Genomic DNA, 14,241 nt, shown 5'->3' with positions numbered 1-14,241 from the left:
CACCTGGATCATTGCGCCGAGGACAACACGTCCTTGACCGCAACGCACTGGAGTGCCCCGCCCCGGCCGCCCAGGATGCGAGGCATGAACACCCGTCACACCGACACCAGCCGTGACCAGCTCGCCGTCGTCAGCCAGAGCGGCCCGACCGTCACGTTCTTCGACGCCCGCACGCACGCGGTCCTCCGGGTGCTGGAAGTGCCCGCCGAGCCACACGAGTTGTGTTTCGACGCGGACCGCCGACTGCTGTACTGCGCCGCCACCTACGTCTCGGGCTACTACCACGCCCACCAGGGCCGGGCCCGGAACATCAGCGTCATCGACGTGGACACCCACGAGATCGTCGCCACCCTCGACACCGCACCGGACCACGCCCCGCACGGGCTCGCCCTCGACCCCGACCGATCCCGGCTGTACGTCAGCGTCGAGGCCACCGAGAACGCGCCCGGCGGCGTGATCGTCTACGACACCCGGACCCATGAGCGGGTCGCCCGGATCCCGCTCATGGCCGACGGCCCGCACTGGTTCGCGATCACCCCGGACGGGCGGCGGGGCTACTCCACCAACAAGGAGGCACGGTTCGTCTCCGTCGTGGACCTCGAACGCGACGAGTTCACCGGCCGGATCGCCGTACCCGGCAGCGAGGGACTGGACGTCTCGCGCGACGGCCGGTACGTCTACGTGGCCGCCCCCAAGGGCGACTTCGGCGCCCGGCCCGCCGCCGCACCGGGCATCCGTGTGATCGACACCGCCACCGGCGCGATCGTACGGACCCTGCCCACCGAAGGCCTGGTGTTCCCCGTGCACACCGCCGCCACCGGCGCGGTGCTCGTGGGCGAGCTGCGGATGGCGGCGCAGGCGCCCGACGGCGCACTGGGCGCGCAGGACAACGGCGTGCTGACCGTCTACGCCCCGGGCACCCTGGAAGTGGCCGGACACGTCGAGGTCGGCCGGTTCCCCCTCACCATCACTTCCTCCCCGGACGGCTCGGTGGGCTACGTCTCCAACGTCATGTCCAGCACGGTGACCGTCGTCGACCTGACCCTGATGCGGGTCATCACCACGTTGGAGGTCGGCCGCGCGGGCGAAGCCGGCGCGCACGGGCTCGCGTACCTCCCGGCCGCCCGCCGATCCGTTCAACGCACCGGCTCGGGAGCGGCCGGACCGAACCGCCGACGGTAGGTCGTCGGGCTCAGCCCGGTGCGCCGGCGCAGCTGCGCCCGGAGGTTCGACGCCGTCCCCAGGCCACTGGCTTCGGCGACCACGTCGAGCCGTAGCTCGCCACGCTCGATCAGCCGGCAGGCCAGCGCCACCCGTTCACCGGTGAGCCAGGCCAGCGGCGTGGTGCCGAGCTCGGCCCGGAAGCGCCGGTGCAAGGTGGCCGGGCTGACCGCCGCGCGGGCCGCGAGGTCCGCGACCGAGAGCGGCCGGCCCAGCCGTTCCAGGGCCCAGGCCAGCAGGGGAGCGAGCGACGCGTCGGGCACGGCGGGCACGGGCCGCTCGACGAACTGCCGCTGCCCGCCGTCGCGGTGTGCCGCGAACACCAGCCGCCGGCTCACCGCGTTCGCGATCTCGGCGCCGTGGTCGCGGCCGATCAGGTAGAGGCCGAGATCCAGCGCGGCGGCGCTGCCGGCGGCGGTCAGCACGTCACCGTCGTCCACGAACAGCACGTCCGGTTCGAGCCGGACCTCGGGGTAACGGGCCGAGAACTCCGCCGCCCACTTCCAGTGCGTGGTGGCCCGGCGGTCGTCGAGCACCCCCGCCGCGGCGAGGGTGAACGCGCCGGTGCAGAAGCTCACCAGGCGCGCACCCCGCCCGGCGGCCCGCCGGATCGCGGCCGTCACGGCCGGGTCCGGCGGGGTGCGGGGATCCGGACGGTTGGGCACGATCAGGGTGTCGGCGGCATCGGCCGCCTCCAGCCCGGCGACGCCGGACAGCGTGAACATCCCGTCGTTCATCCGCACGGCGGGTGAGGCGGCGCAGAGCGTGAAGTCGTACCACCGCCGGTCGATCTCGGGGCGGCGCAGCCCGAACAGCTCGGTGGCCACGCCCAGTTCGAAGGGGTTGGAGCCCTCGTCGACGAGGACGGCCACCCGGTGCGAGGATCCATGCGACATATGCGATTCCTAGCACTGGTACCGAATGATCGACAATGGCGATGATGGCGAAATGATCAACGAACCGATCAACGAACCGATCAACGAACCGATCGACCTGACGTCCGCACTGAGCAGTTTCGATCAGCTGTGGAGCCCACGGATCGTCACCCAGGTGAACGACTACGACGTCCGTATCGCGAAGGTGGCGGGTGAGCACATCTGGCACGCGCACGAGAACACGGACGAGTTCTTCCTCGTCCTCGACGGTGAGCTGGGCATCGGCCTCCGCGAGGGCGAGGACGAGCGCGTGGTCGTGCTGCCCAAGGGCGCGGTGTTCGTCGTCCCGCGCGGGGTGGAACACCGCCCGTTCTCCACCGCCGGCGCCTCGATCCTCCTGTTCGAACCGACCGGCACGTCCACCGTCGGCGACCGCCACGACCCGGTCCCCGGCCACGTCGACGCCACCACCGGGCACACGCTCGGCTGACGACGGGGCGGCGATTGCCGGGCGTGCTGTGCCCTGCTCGGCCTTCGGATGAGGAACGCCTGGCGGTCGGCCGTACCGAAGGGGAAGGCCGCTTCCAGGCAGTGGACGCGGTCGACGCTGCCCGCAGTGAGTGCGAGGCAGCCGGAGCGGCTCGGACATGCGCGGGGAGCTGAAACGACAGTGGGGTTGTCGCGGTGATCGCGACAACCCCACTGCACGCACTTTTGCAGGTCGGGGGAAGTAAGCCTGCCCGACCGTCAGCAGGGGCGACAGGATTTGAACCTGCGACTAGCGGGTTTGGAGTCCGCTGCTCTGGCCAGCTGAGCTACGCCCCTTCGGCGTGGTGATCACTCTGCCATGGGCAGGGCGTCCGCCGCCAGCCGATTTGTCGTGGCGATGGTCACCGTCGCCCCTCGGCGAGGGCTTTCACCCCAAGCGGTCGGTGAGGCTCCGCCTGACGGCGGCCCGGCCCGGGGCCGTACGTACCCACGACGGCTCCGCGTACGGAAGACTGCACCGGTGAGCACAACGACACCTCAGCCCTCGCCCCGTACCGCCCTCGGACGCGGCGTCAGCACCCTGATCCCCGGACCCACCGCGTCGTCGGGCGAGCAGGCCGCCGCCGCGCTCGCCGCCCTGCGGACCGCGACCGTGCACGTCGGGGTGCTCCAGGCCGCCGCCGTCCTGCTGGGCGAACTCGCCCGCACCGGCGAGGACGAGACCACGCGCGAGACGGCGACGACCACCGCGGCCCTGCTCGAACAGGCGATGCGTACGGCGGAGTGAACGCCCGAGGTGGCGGGGAACGGCCGCCCGGGATTCAAATGGAGTTCACCGCTCCGTCCCGTATCGAACGTACCTTCGCCGCGACGTTGTCGTCTCCGGAAGGCTCCTTCCCATGAGGCCCCTGGCCACCTCCGTACGTCTGCGCGCCACCTCGGCCGCCCTGGCCCTCGCGACCGGGGCGCTGCTCTGGCAGTCCACCGGCACGGCGCAGGCCGCCGTCCCCGGCCGCTTCCCGGTGACCGCCACCGTGGAGACCTCCCCGGTGTCGCACAGCGGTGACGCGGCCGACGACCCGGCGATCTGGGTCCACCCCACCGACCCGTCCCGGTCGGTGATCGTCACCACCGACAAGAAGGGCGCGCTGGAGGTCCTCGACCTCTCCGGCAACCGCATCCAGCGGATCAACGGCGACCACGGCAACAACGTCGACCTGCGGGGAGACATCGTCGTCTCCGCGGACGACGAGGCCGCGAACGGCGACGGCGCGATGCACATCTACCGCATCGACCCGGCCACCCGGAAGCTGACGCACCTCAAGGACGTCGCCACCGAGGTCACCGCCCACGGCATCTGCATGTACACCTCGCCCACCAGCGGCAAGCTGTACGCCTACCCCAACTCCACCTCCGGCCGCGTCGAGCAGTGGGAGCTCGCGGTGCGCGGCGACGCGGTCAACGCCACCTCCGTGCGCATCTTCGACGCCGGCTCCGCCGTCGAGGGCTGCTACGCCGACGAGAAGACCGGCAAGCTCTACCTCGGCGAGGAGGACGTCGGCGTGTGGGTCTACGGCGCCGAGCCCACCGCCGGCACCACGCGCACCAAGCTCGACTCCACGGGCTCCGGCGGCCACCTCACCGCCGACGCCGAGGGCATCACCGCCGCCGGCCGCTACCTCATCGTCTCCTCGCAGGGCAGCAACGACTTCGCCGTCTACGACCGGACCGGCGGCGGCTACCTCGGCCGCTTCGCCGTCACCAAGGGGACGGCCGCCGACGGCTGCGAGGACACCGACGGCATCGACGCCACCGCCGCGCCCCTCGGCGCGAAGTTCCCCGGCGGGGTCTTCGTCTGCCAGGACGGCACCAACTCCGCCCCCGGAACCAGCGGCAACCAGAACTTCAAGCTCGTACCGTTCGAACGGATCTCCGCCGTCCTCGGCTGACGGTTTGAACACGCACCCCCGGGTGCCCGGACGACGTGCGTCGTCCGGGCACCCGTGCGTTTGTCAACAGGCCTTTGTATGTGACTTTTTCGGCCGTCTCGGCCGATTCCCCGTCGTGGCCGGTCTTGCTACGTTCGTTCAGCCCCCGTGACCCGGTGCCCCGAGCACGTCCGCACGAAGGCCCTTGACAGGGCCCGTACGAAGGCAAGGAAGCCATGACCACAGCGCCACTGCGGGAGCCGGAGACGTCCGGCGCCGGAATCGGGAACGCACCGGAGTCGGGCCCCCTCGATCAGGTCGCCCCCTTCGTCCAGTTCGGCCCGGACCTCCTCACGACCGCGCTGGCCGAGGTCCCCGAGGACGGTGTCGCGGAGTTCACCGACTCCTGGCACGATCTGCCGGCCGACGCGCACCTGGGCACCGCCACGCCCTACCGGTTCCGCCGCTACGGGTCCTTCCGACTGCTGCCCGACCGGCTCGAAAAGCTCCCGCACGCCGCCTTCTTCCAGGACAGAGCCGTGAACAAGGTGAACGGCGGCGTGGACCGCATGTTCGCCCCGCTCGACGACTCGGTGGCGTCCGGCGCCGCGCTGCGCACCGTTGTCCGCACCCTCTTCGGCAGGCTCCCCGGCCCCCGCACCGGCATCGACACCTGCGGGGTGCACCAGATACGCGTCACCGCCACCGAGGACGCCGAGGGCCACCCCGCCCCCGAGGGCGTCCACCAGGACGGCCACAGCTACGTCGCCCAGGTGCTGATCCGCCGCGAGGACGTCGAGGGCGCCGAGTCCAGCCTCTACGACCTCGGCCGCCGCCGGATCCACCACGCGCTGCTCACCACCCCCATGGAGACCATCGTCCTCGACGACCGGCGTGTCCTGCACGGCGTCTCCCCGGTCCGGCCCGCGTCCGGTGCCCGCACGGGCGTGCGCGACATGCTGCTCGTCGACTTCTTCCCCGGCTCCACCGGCTGACCGCGGCGCGGGGGCGCGTGAACGGGCGCCGGGAGAGGGTGCCGGGCGCGGCTGGGTCCTGCAGACCAGAGATGGCAGACTGGCCGCCGACCTGGAGGAGGACCCCGTATGTCGATGACCGGCCAGCTGCGCAAAGCGGTGCGGCTGAGGCACCGCCGCACCGCGGTGGACCTCAGTCATCCCGCACGCTCACCGCTCGGATCCGCCGTCGTCAACTGCGCGGTCTACATCGGCGGCGTCCGGCAGGAGGGTGACTGCCCCGTCGAAGAGGCGGTCAGGCACGTACGCAAGGCGGGCGACGGCTTCGTCTGGATCGGCCTGCACGAGCCCACCGTGGAGGAGTTCGCCGACATCGCCACGCTGTTCGGCCTGCACCCGCTGGCGGTCGAGGACGCCGTCCACGCCCACCAGCGGCCCAAGCTGGAGAGCTACAACGACACGCTCTTCACCGTCTTCAAGACCGTCTGCTACGTCGACCACGACAAGCTGACCGCGACGAGCGAAGTGGTCGGCACCGGGGAGATCATGGTCTTCACCGGCCATGACTTCGTCGTCACCGTCCGGCACGGCGGACACGGCTCCCTCGGTCCGCTGCGCGAGCAACTGGAGTCCGCCCCCGAGCTGCTCGCGAAGGGACCCGCCGCCGTCCTGCACGCCATCGCGGACCATACGGTCGACGACTACCTCGCCGTTGTCGACTCCGTGCAGAGCGACATCGACGACGTCGAGGCCGAGGTCTTCGCCAGCGACAGCGGCCGCCCCGCCGACGCGGGCCGGATCTACCAGCTCAAGCGCGAACTCCTGGAATTCCGGCGTGCCGTGATACCGCTGGACCGGCCGGTGCGGGAGCTGTCCACCCGACCGTACCCCGTGGTCGACCAGGAACTGCGGACGTACTTCCGCGACGTCGCCGACCACCTGGCCCGGGTCGCCGAACAGATCATCGCCCTCGACGAGCTGATCAACTCCATCCTCCAGGCGCATCTCGCCCAGGTGACCGTCGCACAGAACGAGGACATGCGCCGGATCAGCGCCTGGGTCGCGATCGTCGCCGTGCCCACGATGGTCTGCGGGATCTACGGCATGAACTTCGACCACATGCCGGAGCAGCACTGGACGTACGGCTACCCGCTCGTCCTCGTCGTCATCGCCGTCGCCTGCTTCGCCATCCACCGAGGCTTCCGCCGTAACGGCTGGCTGTAACGCCGGCGGCTCCGCCCGTCCCGTAAAACCACTGGTCAAGGCAGGTCGGCGTACCTCATCGTGGTCGTCATGCACGAACCGAACCACCGAATCCGCGCGCTCCACACGGACTCCACGGTCACCGTTTACCAGGCCTACAGTCCAGCGATCGGCGTTCCCGCGGCGCGCGACGGGCGCTTCCCCGCCGCCTGGAAGCGGGACCGCATGACATGGATCAAGCCCTCTTTCCTGTGGATGATGTACCGCTGCGGCTGGGGCACGAAGGAGGGGCAGGAGACGGTTCTCGCCGTCGAGATCACCCGTGAGGGGTTCGAGTGGGCGCTGCGGCACGCCGCCCTGTCGCACTACGAGCGTGGTGTGCACCCCGACCGGGACGCCTGGCGGCGCGAGCTGCGCCGGGCGCCGACGCGGGTGCAGTGGGACCCCGAGCGCGATCTGCGCCTGGCCGCGCTGCCGTACCGGTCCCTCCAGCTGGGTCTTTCCGGCGAGGCCTCGCGACGCTATGCCGACGAGTGGACGGTCGCCATCACCGATGTGACCCCGCTCGCGCACGAAGTGCACGCGCTCGTGCGCGGCGGTGACCTGGAGACGGCGTCCCGGCTCTTGCCCGAGGAGCGTCCGTACCCGGCCGGGGACGAGCTGCTGGCCCATCTGCGGGCGCAGGAGGGGGACGGGCGAGGACGTCACCGTCAACGGTGAGAGCGTCATCGTCGCCAGGCCGATCGCTCCTGGCCGCCCGGGTCTCAGCGCTTGAGTACGGGCCGGGTGAAGAGGCTGATGTCGCTGCTCGTCACGACGGCCAGGGGAGACCGCCGTCTGCGGAGAACAGGACGCGGTGGTCCGGCTACTCGGGATGGTGGCCGAGTCCGCCGCCACCGACCTGCGCCGGGATCTCGCCACCGTGCCGGCCTTCGGGCCGGGGCAGGGTGCCCGCCTGGTCAGGCCGACGCATCGCTGAGTGGATACTCAGGTCGATCGGGGCCTGAGCAGGCCCTCGACAAGGGTGTCCACCAGTTCACCGGGGATGCTCGATCCCGTCAGGGCGCAGTAGACGATCGGGCCGATGAGGGCGTCGATCGTGGCTTCGGGGCCGAGTCCGGGCGAGACCTCACCGGCGTCGATCGCGCGCGTGAGCATGGCTCGTTCTTGGTCACGACGTGGACCGAGATAGCGCGTGTGAAAGCTCTTGGCCGTGGCGGGATCGTGCTGCGCCTCGGCGATGAGCGCGAGCAGGACCTTGCCGGCAGGGTCGTCGGCGAGGAATCGCGCGAAGTCGCTGAGATAGCCACGGACGGTCTCTGCCGTGGGCTTCTCCGTCGGGACGGGGAGGCGTTTGTCGCTGTCCTCGATGAGCGTGTCGAGGAGGATCTCGACCTTCGAAGGCCACCAGCGGTAGATCGTCTGCTTGGCGACCCCGGCGCGACGCGCGATCGCCTCGATGGTCAGAGCGCCGAAGCCGTGCTCGACGAGTAGATCGTCCGCGGCATGAAGCACAGCGAGACGTGCGGACTCGTCGCGCCGGCTGCCGGAGCGCGGCCTGCGGGGCTGAGGGCTGGCTGCGGGCATGCGGGACACCCTACCCGCCGACAGGGCCGCGGTATTGTCTAGACGCAACGGCGCGTCTACTCTAAATTCTCCCGCCACGAAGGAGTGCGTATGAACGCTGCGTCCCACCGCAAGGCCCTCATCATCGGAGCGTCTCGAGGGTTGGGGCTCGTCCTCGCCGACGAGCTGGCTCGACGCGGCTGGCACGTCATTGCCACGACGCGCCAGGGCGGCGGCGAGCTGCAAGCGAAGGCCGATGCCTGGAACGGCCGACTGAAGGTCGAATCGCTGGAGATGACAAGCTCCGAACAGTTAGCCGCGCTGCGCGAGCGCTTGGAGGACGACGGCTGTCGACTCGATCTGCTCTTCGTCAATGCTGCGATCGACCGAGGGAATCTGCCGATCCACGAGGTCTCGACGGACATGTTCACCGAGGTGATGATTACCAACGCCTTGAGCCCGCTGCGCGCCCTGGAGGCCCTCCGCGGACTTGTCGCGCCCGGTGGCACCGTCGCGGTCATGTCCTCCGAGCAGGGCAGCGTCTCGCGGAACACCGAGGGCGGCCATGAGCTCTACAAGGCCAGCAAGGCCGCGCTCAACCAGCTGATGCGCAGTTACGCCATCCGCCATGCCGCCGACGGACAGACCAAGCTGCTCATCGACCCCGGCCACAACCGGACTCGGCTCGGCGGGCCCGACGCGCCACTCACCCCCCAGGAGAGCATTCCCGGCGTCGTCGACGTCCTCGAAGCGCAGACCGGCGCCCCCGGCCTGCAGTTCTTGGATCGCCACGGCAAGACCGTCCCGTGGTAGAGCGTCGGCCTGTACCGGACAGCCCCTACGCGCCTTGGACGACGTCCTCCCAGGTGATGACCGGGCTGCCCGCCCGCAGGCTGTAGTCCATGGCCGGGTCGCGCACCGGCCACTTGAGGCGCAGCCAGCTCGGGATCGTGGCGGGAATGCCGTCGTCGCCCGCCAGGTGCCAGAACGTATTCGAGTCCTGCCGGGCGAAGTAGGGGCAGAAGAAGGAGATCACCAAAGTCACCCGGCGGCCCTGCGTCACCGGGGTGACCGCGTGGAAGATCCGGCTGCCGTGCAGGAACAGTGTCGTCCCGCGCTCCCCGCACGGCGCCTCCCGGATCCGTGGGTCGCCCTCGGTCACCCCTGTGAATTCATCCGTGCGTCCCTGGAAATACGTGAAGCGCCCGCCCTCGTAATCGTCGTCACCGCTGAGCTGGATGGTGAAGACGTAGTCCATGCCGTCGCGATGCCAGCGCACGATCTCCGGCCGGCCCCGGCCCTCGAAGTAATTGATCTGCGCGGTGGGAAGGCGCAGCGGATGCGGGATCAGGGGAACTCCCGCCAGTCGGGAGCAGGTGAGCAGGAAAGTCCGGTCCCGAATCATGTTGTTGATGAACGGCGACACGAGATCGGCACCGCGCAGCCGCCGCGTCGCGATGAAACGGCTGCTGCCCGCCGCGCCCTCCAGCTTGTCGCACACCTCGGCCAGCAGGTCGAGGCCCTCCGGAGTGAGGATCCGTGCGGGGCCCACGAGGGCGGTGTCGTCGACCCGGCCGTGCGCGTGGTGGAGTTCCTCCCGGCGATAGCCGAATTCCTCGAGGGTCATGCGCGGCCCCGTGACGTCCGGCGCCACATAATCGGCGCGCCAGTGCGGCTCGGCGGGCAGGCCCGCGATCCGTTGTGGCTTCCGGGCCCGTATCGCGTGAAAGACCTGGTCGAATCCGGTCGGCGTCCTCGGCAGGTCGAGCGCGCTTCTTCCGTCGCTTCGCACGGGGCTCATGGGCATGACTGGATCTCCTTCGATGGGAGAACGCCGGGGACCACTTCACCGGAATGGCGGCATCGAATCATCGGGCCCCGGACCCCACAAGCCCGGATCCCGCCACGTGCCGCCGGGGAAAAGCCGGGTGCCGGTTCGTGCAACCGCCGGGCCGGGTGGGGGGTCATACCCCGTATGGGAACCAGAGCGAGAAACAGGACGGGATCAGTCGCGGCACGCCGAACGGCCGTGCTGCTGGGGGTCGTCGGACTCACGGCGCCACTGACGGTGGCCATGGGCGGGACCGCGCAGGCGGCCACCGCGTGTACGTCGGAGACGGGGCCGCACCAGAAGGACGCGGAGAAGTTCCTGGGCCGGCCGGTCGACGGGCGGCAGTCGCCGGCCGACTGCCGGGTGATCCAGGCCTTCCAGAACAAGCACGGCATCCGCCCCGACATCGGCTACGCGGGCCCGGTGACCTGGCGGGCGATGCAGGCGGAGATCACCAAGCGCGATCCGAACGCCGCCGGGAAGTGCCCGGTGAACAAGGGCCGCATAGCCTGCGTGGACCTCACGCGTCAGATCAGCTGGATCCAGGACGGCAAGACCCTCAAGTTCGGCCCGGTTCCGGTGCGCACGGGACGGGACGGGTACGAGACGCGCACCGGTGCGAAGAAGATCTACTGGCGGGCGATCGACCACTGGTCGAGCATCTACAAGGTCCGCATGCCGTACAGCCAGTTCTTCGACGGCGGACAGGCCTTCCACGCCATCAGCGGCAGCGTCTGGTCGCCCCCCGGTTCGCACGGCTGCGTCAACATGCGCACGGCGGATGCGAAGAAGTATTGGTCCATGCTTCGCAACGGCGACGACGTCCAGGTCTACGGCCGCAAGCCCGGCACGTGAGGTTCCGGCGGGAGGGACTCTTGGACGTGAGACCCCCGGTCACTGGGTAGACACACAGTCTCGAACCACGTGGGCCGCGCCGGGCCGTGAGCGACCGGAGGAATGGGTCATGGCAGGGTTGATCGACCGGATCAGGAATTTCGCCCGGAGTCCTCAGGGCCGCCGGGCCATCAGCGAGGGCAGGCGGGCCGCTCGGGACCCACGCAAGCGGGCCCAGCTGAAGGCGCTGCTCGGCAAGGTGCGCGGCAAGCGCTGACCGTACGGGCCGGGGCCCTGGCTCGTACGGGCCGAGAAGACCATGGCGTAACGCCCGTCCGAACGGCCGGGCGTTACGCGTCCGGGCGCGTCGTGGCGGGCTCGGGCCCTTGTCCGCCCCCCGACCCGGCCCGGCCCCGCCCCCGGAACGATCGCGGAACAAACTCGGCACAATATCGGACCGGTCGCGCGGTTTCCGGAACTTTGCCGCCCGACTCGCCGGTACGTCACGGAAGTTGGGGGTGATCGCCGCCGAGCACATCCGTCGAATTGACACCTCAACCGGCAATTCCGACAGCCGTCATCAGGCCGATCTTGTCGATGTTCGATGTCGGGGTGGCCCCCCTGTCCGGCGGCCCGGCGGCGGGCATACGAGCGGGGCATAGACCAATGTCGCCACAGGTCACCCCGGCAATGGCCGATGAGCGTGAGCTGATCCGTCCGTATCCGGTCGCTATCCGGGGCGAGTTGAATTCCGGACAACACCCCGGAACGAGCGCCGGGCTCCTCCTCGGTGCGCCCCGCGCGGCCTTCGGGCATGGCGCACTATATGGCTGGGCGGTCGAGAGGCTGAGTGCGCCTCTCGGGGGGTGTGGCATCGCTGTGCCACCCGCCCGGTCACTGTCGCGCGGCCTCGGCTCCGGCCGCGCGGCACGGGTACGGGCATCGGCGCGCGTACCGCGGCAGGGGAGGAGCGGACGCGGCCGGGATGGGGTCCCGGACCGCAGCGGAGCCGGACTTGGGGACTATTCGGGGTGCGCTCAATGGCGGCATCGACGCCATGCGCACGTGAGGAACCGTACGGACGACGCTCTCGCGCGTCGTTCCGTTATGGGGGGAGATCATGATGGGTCGTACGACCCGGCTGGCCGCGGCATGCGCCTCGGCGGCCCTACTGGCTGTGACGCTACCGACGGGCGGCGCCTCCGCCGCCGGGGCGGAGCCCAGAATCGACCTACGGGTGCTGGTCGTCGACGACGGCGGACCGGCCACCGAGGCGATCCGTGCCGAGCTCGATGAAGCCGGCACGCCGTACACGAAGATCACCCTGGCGGACTCCGGCCGCCAGCGGATCGACGAGGCGTTCCTGAGCGACACCGTGGACGGCAGACCGCGCGCCAGATTCCAGGGCGTGGTGCTGCCCAACGACAACCCCTTCGGGGCCAATTCGGCGGAGATGGCAGCCCTGGCCGGGTACGAGAAGCGTTTCGGGATCCGGCAGGTGGACGCCTACACCTACGCCCGCCCGGCGGTGGGGCTCAACACTCCCCAGGGCTCCGGCTACAGCGGCTCGATGGACGGCAAGTCCGCCCAGGTGACGGGGGCCGGGGCCGGGGGGCCGTTCGGCTATCTGAAGAGAAACGTTCCTTTTGAGGACAACGACACCGCCGTCAACGAGAGCTGGGGCTACCTCGCGACCCCGCTGGAGAAGCAGGCGAACGGCGCGACGTACACCAGCTACCTCGACGCGCCCATCCCCGGCGGCTCCGCGCGCGGCTCGCTGATCGGCCAGTACGACCACGACGGCCGCAGCGAGTTGGTCGTCACCTTCGTCTACAACCGGTACCAGTCGCAGTTCCGGCTGGTCTCCCGGGGCATCGTGGAGTGGCTGACCCGGGGCGTTCATCTGGGGGCCGCCCGCAACTACTTCGGCGTGCACGTCGACGACGTCTTCGCCTCCGACGACCGCTGGGACACCAAGCTCAAGTGCACCCCCGGTGACGTCGACTGTCCGGGAAACCCCGATGCCCAGAGCCCGCCGATCCGGATGACGGCCGCCGACGCGGCCTACGCCAAGCAGTGGTCCGACAGCCACGGCCTGCCCCTGGACCTCGCCTACAACGGCGTCGGCAGCGAGGAGTACCGGGCGGAGCGCGGCGGCGCACCGGACCCGCTGCTGAATCAGCTGGTCGCCGACCAGAAGTCCTACCGCTGGATCAACCACACCTACACCCACGCCTTCCTGGGCTGTGAGCAGAACACCTCCGTCGTGCCCTGGAAGTGCGCCACCGATCTCTTCGGCAGGACGCGCTGGGTCAGCCGCCAGACCATCAGCGGCCAGGTCAACGACAACCTCGCCTGGGCGGCCCGTCAGGGGCTGACCCTCGACCGGGACGAGCTGGTGACCGGCGAGCACTCCGGTCTCAAGACGCTGCCCCAGCAGAACGTCGACAACCCCGAACTCGCCCCCGTCCTCACCGCGAGCGGAGTCGCCTCGATCGCCAGCGACAACTCGCGTGAACCGCGCCAGCGCCAGGTCGGATCCGCGCTGACCGTGCCCCGCTACCCGATGAACGTCTACTACAACGTCGGCACGGCCGCCGAGCAGACCGACGAGTACAACTGGCTCTACACCAAGAAGTCCGACGGCGGCAGCGGCTTCTGCGAGAACTCCACGACGACCACCTGCCTGAAGGCCCCGCTGGACGTCAGGACCGGATTCGCGTCCTACATCGCGCCCCTCGAATCCCGGATCGCCCTCGGCCACGTCCTGGCCAACGACCCGCGGCCGCACTTCATGCACCAGTCCAACCTCTCCGAGGAACGCCTGGGCTACACCGTCATGGAGAAGGTCCTCGCCGACTACTCCGCCCTCTTCGCCGACAACACGCCCCTGGTCACCCCCCGGATGCGGGACGTCGCCACGGAGCTGCGCAAGCGGGCCGCCTGGGACGCGGCCCTCGACGCCGGCAAGGTCACGGCCTACCGGATCGGCTCCACGGTCACCGTCGAGGCGCCCGTCGGCATCGAGGCCACCGCGACGCTCCCGAACGGCAGCACGCAGGTCAACGGCAGCGGAAGCACACCGTTCGGCGCCGCCTACGCCGGAGCCCGTTCCGGCTGGGCCGCATCCGCCGACGGGCAGCCCCAGCTCACCTTCACCCTGCCCACCGAGACCCCGGCCGCCCGTACCGCGCCCGGGGCCGCCGCCCGGGTGCAGCCCCCGGCCGCCGCCCTCACGGTCCCCCAGGGCGTCGGCCACCCCGTGCGCCCGGGGACCGGAGTCCCCACCCGGCGCTGATCCGACCCGTGTCCTCCGTGCC

14 protein-coding genes and 1 tRNA gene are annotated in these 14,241 nt (G+C 70.3%); 11 read left to right on the top strand and 4 right to left on the bottom strand.

Going from position 1 to position 14,241, the window contains the following annotated elements; all coding sequences use genetic code 11:
- Positions 1–84: 84 nt before the first annotated feature.
- Positions 85–1,182 (top strand): beta-propeller fold lactonase family protein, encoded by a 1,098-nt coding sequence (locus ACZ53N_RS04215; RefSeq protein ID WP_469139434.1) that lies wholly within the window; start codon positions 85–87, stop codon positions 1,180–1,182.
- Here the strand turns inward: ACZ53N_RS04215 and ACZ53N_RS04210 are convergent.
- Complete coding sequence (locus ACZ53N_RS04210; protein WP_469139433.1) at positions 1,137–2,117, bottom strand: GlxA family transcriptional regulator; 981 nt, start codon at positions 2,115–2,117, stop codon at positions 1,137–1,139. The two genes, ACZ53N_RS04215 and ACZ53N_RS04210, sit on opposite strands and share 46 nt — an antisense overlap.
- A gap of 52 nt (positions 2,118–2,169) precedes the next feature.
- On the opposite strand from ACZ53N_RS04210, the gene ACZ53N_RS04205 reads away from it, so the two are divergent.
- The gene (locus tag ACZ53N_RS04205) at positions 2,170–2,586 is read left to right on the top strand and encodes a cupin domain-containing protein (protein WP_469139432.1); all 417 of its coding nucleotides are present in this window, start codon (positions 2,170–2,172) and stop codon (positions 2,584–2,586) included.
- Between the two features lie 261 nt (positions 2,587–2,847).
- On the opposite strand, the gene ACZ53N_RS04200 is transcribed toward ACZ53N_RS04205, so the two are convergent.
- Positions 2,848–2,921: transfer RNA gene (locus ACZ53N_RS04200), tRNA-Trp, on the bottom strand.
- A gap of 184 nt (positions 2,922–3,105) precedes the next feature.
- On the opposite strand from ACZ53N_RS04200, the gene ACZ53N_RS04195 reads away from it, so the two are divergent.
- The 5 genes from ACZ53N_RS04195 (at position 3,106) to ACZ53N_RS04175 (ending at position 7,410) form a co-directional block, all read left to right on the top strand.
- On the top strand, positions 3,106–3,372 hold the full coding sequence (locus tag ACZ53N_RS04195) for a hypothetical protein (RefSeq protein ID WP_469139431.1): 267 nt from the start codon (positions 3,106–3,108) through the stop codon (positions 3,370–3,372).
- A gap of 112 nt (positions 3,373–3,484) precedes the next feature.
- Positions 3,485–4,534: a phytase gene (locus ACZ53N_RS04190; RefSeq protein WP_469139430.1), complete on the top strand. Its 1,050-nt coding sequence runs from the start codon at positions 3,485–3,487 to the stop codon at positions 4,532–4,534.
- Positions 4,535–4,749: 215 nt separating this feature from the next.
- A complete protein-coding gene (locus tag ACZ53N_RS04185; RefSeq protein WP_469139429.1) occupies positions 4,750–5,508 on the top strand; it encodes a 2OG-Fe dioxygenase family protein in 759 nt (252 codons plus the stop codon).
- 114 nt (positions 5,509–5,622) lie between these two features.
- The gene (locus ACZ53N_RS04180; protein WP_469139551.1) at positions 5,623–6,711 is read left to right on the top strand and encodes a magnesium and cobalt transport protein CorA; all 1,089 of its coding nucleotides are present in this window, start codon (positions 5,623–5,625) and stop codon (positions 6,709–6,711) included.
- Positions 6,712–6,780: 69 nt separating this feature from the next.
- Positions 6,781–7,410 carry a DUF4291 domain-containing protein gene (locus ACZ53N_RS04175; protein ID WP_469139428.1) on the top strand — a complete coding sequence of 210 codons (630 nt, stop codon included), beginning with the start codon at positions 6,781–6,783 and terminating at the stop codon, positions 7,408–7,410.
- Between the two features lie 267 nt (positions 7,411–7,677).
- Here the strand turns inward: ACZ53N_RS04175 and ACZ53N_RS04170 are convergent, their stop codons facing one another.
- Complete coding sequence (locus tag ACZ53N_RS04170; RefSeq protein ID WP_469139427.1) at positions 7,678–8,277, bottom strand: TetR/AcrR family transcriptional regulator; 600 nt, start codon at positions 8,275–8,277, stop codon at positions 7,678–7,680.
- A 90-nt stretch (positions 8,278–8,367) separates the two neighbouring features.
- On the opposite strand from ACZ53N_RS04170, the gene ACZ53N_RS04165 reads away from it, so the two are divergent.
- On the top strand, positions 8,368–9,069 hold the full coding sequence (locus ACZ53N_RS04165) for an SDR family NAD(P)-dependent oxidoreductase (RefSeq protein ID WP_469139426.1): 702 nt from the start codon (positions 8,368–8,370) through the stop codon (positions 9,067–9,069).
- Positions 9,070–9,094: 25 nt separating this feature from the next.
- On the opposite strand, the gene ACZ53N_RS04160 is transcribed toward ACZ53N_RS04165, so the two are convergent.
- Positions 9,095–10,057: a hypothetical protein gene (locus ACZ53N_RS04160; protein WP_469139425.1), complete on the bottom strand. Its 963-nt coding sequence runs from the start codon at positions 10,055–10,057 to the stop codon at positions 9,095–9,097.
- A 174-nt stretch (positions 10,058–10,231) separates the two neighbouring features.
- On the opposite strand from ACZ53N_RS04160, the gene ACZ53N_RS04155 reads away from it, so the two are divergent.
- From ACZ53N_RS04155 to ACZ53N_RS04145, 3 genes are all read left to right on the top strand, one after another.
- Positions 10,232–10,942: a L,D-transpeptidase family protein gene (locus tag ACZ53N_RS04155; protein WP_469139424.1), complete on the top strand. Its 711-nt coding sequence runs from the start codon at positions 10,232–10,234 to the stop codon at positions 10,940–10,942.
- Positions 10,943–11,051: 109 nt separating this feature from the next.
- Positions 11,052–11,198 carry a hypothetical protein gene (locus ACZ53N_RS04150; protein WP_469139423.1) on the top strand — a complete coding sequence of 49 codons (147 nt, stop codon included), beginning with the start codon at positions 11,052–11,054 and terminating at the stop codon, positions 11,196–11,198.
- A gap of 846 nt (positions 11,199–12,044) precedes the next feature.
- Entirely contained in the window at positions 12,045–14,219 is a 2,175-nt protein-coding gene (locus tag ACZ53N_RS04145; protein ID WP_469139550.1) for a hypothetical protein, read from the top strand.
- Positions 14,220–14,241 lie beyond the last annotated feature (22 nt).

Source organism: Streptomyces sp. NPDC033229 (assembly GCF_055576875.1).
The sequence above is the reverse complement of the archived record's forward strand: the minus strand, read 5'-3'. Positions and strand labels throughout refer to the sequence as shown.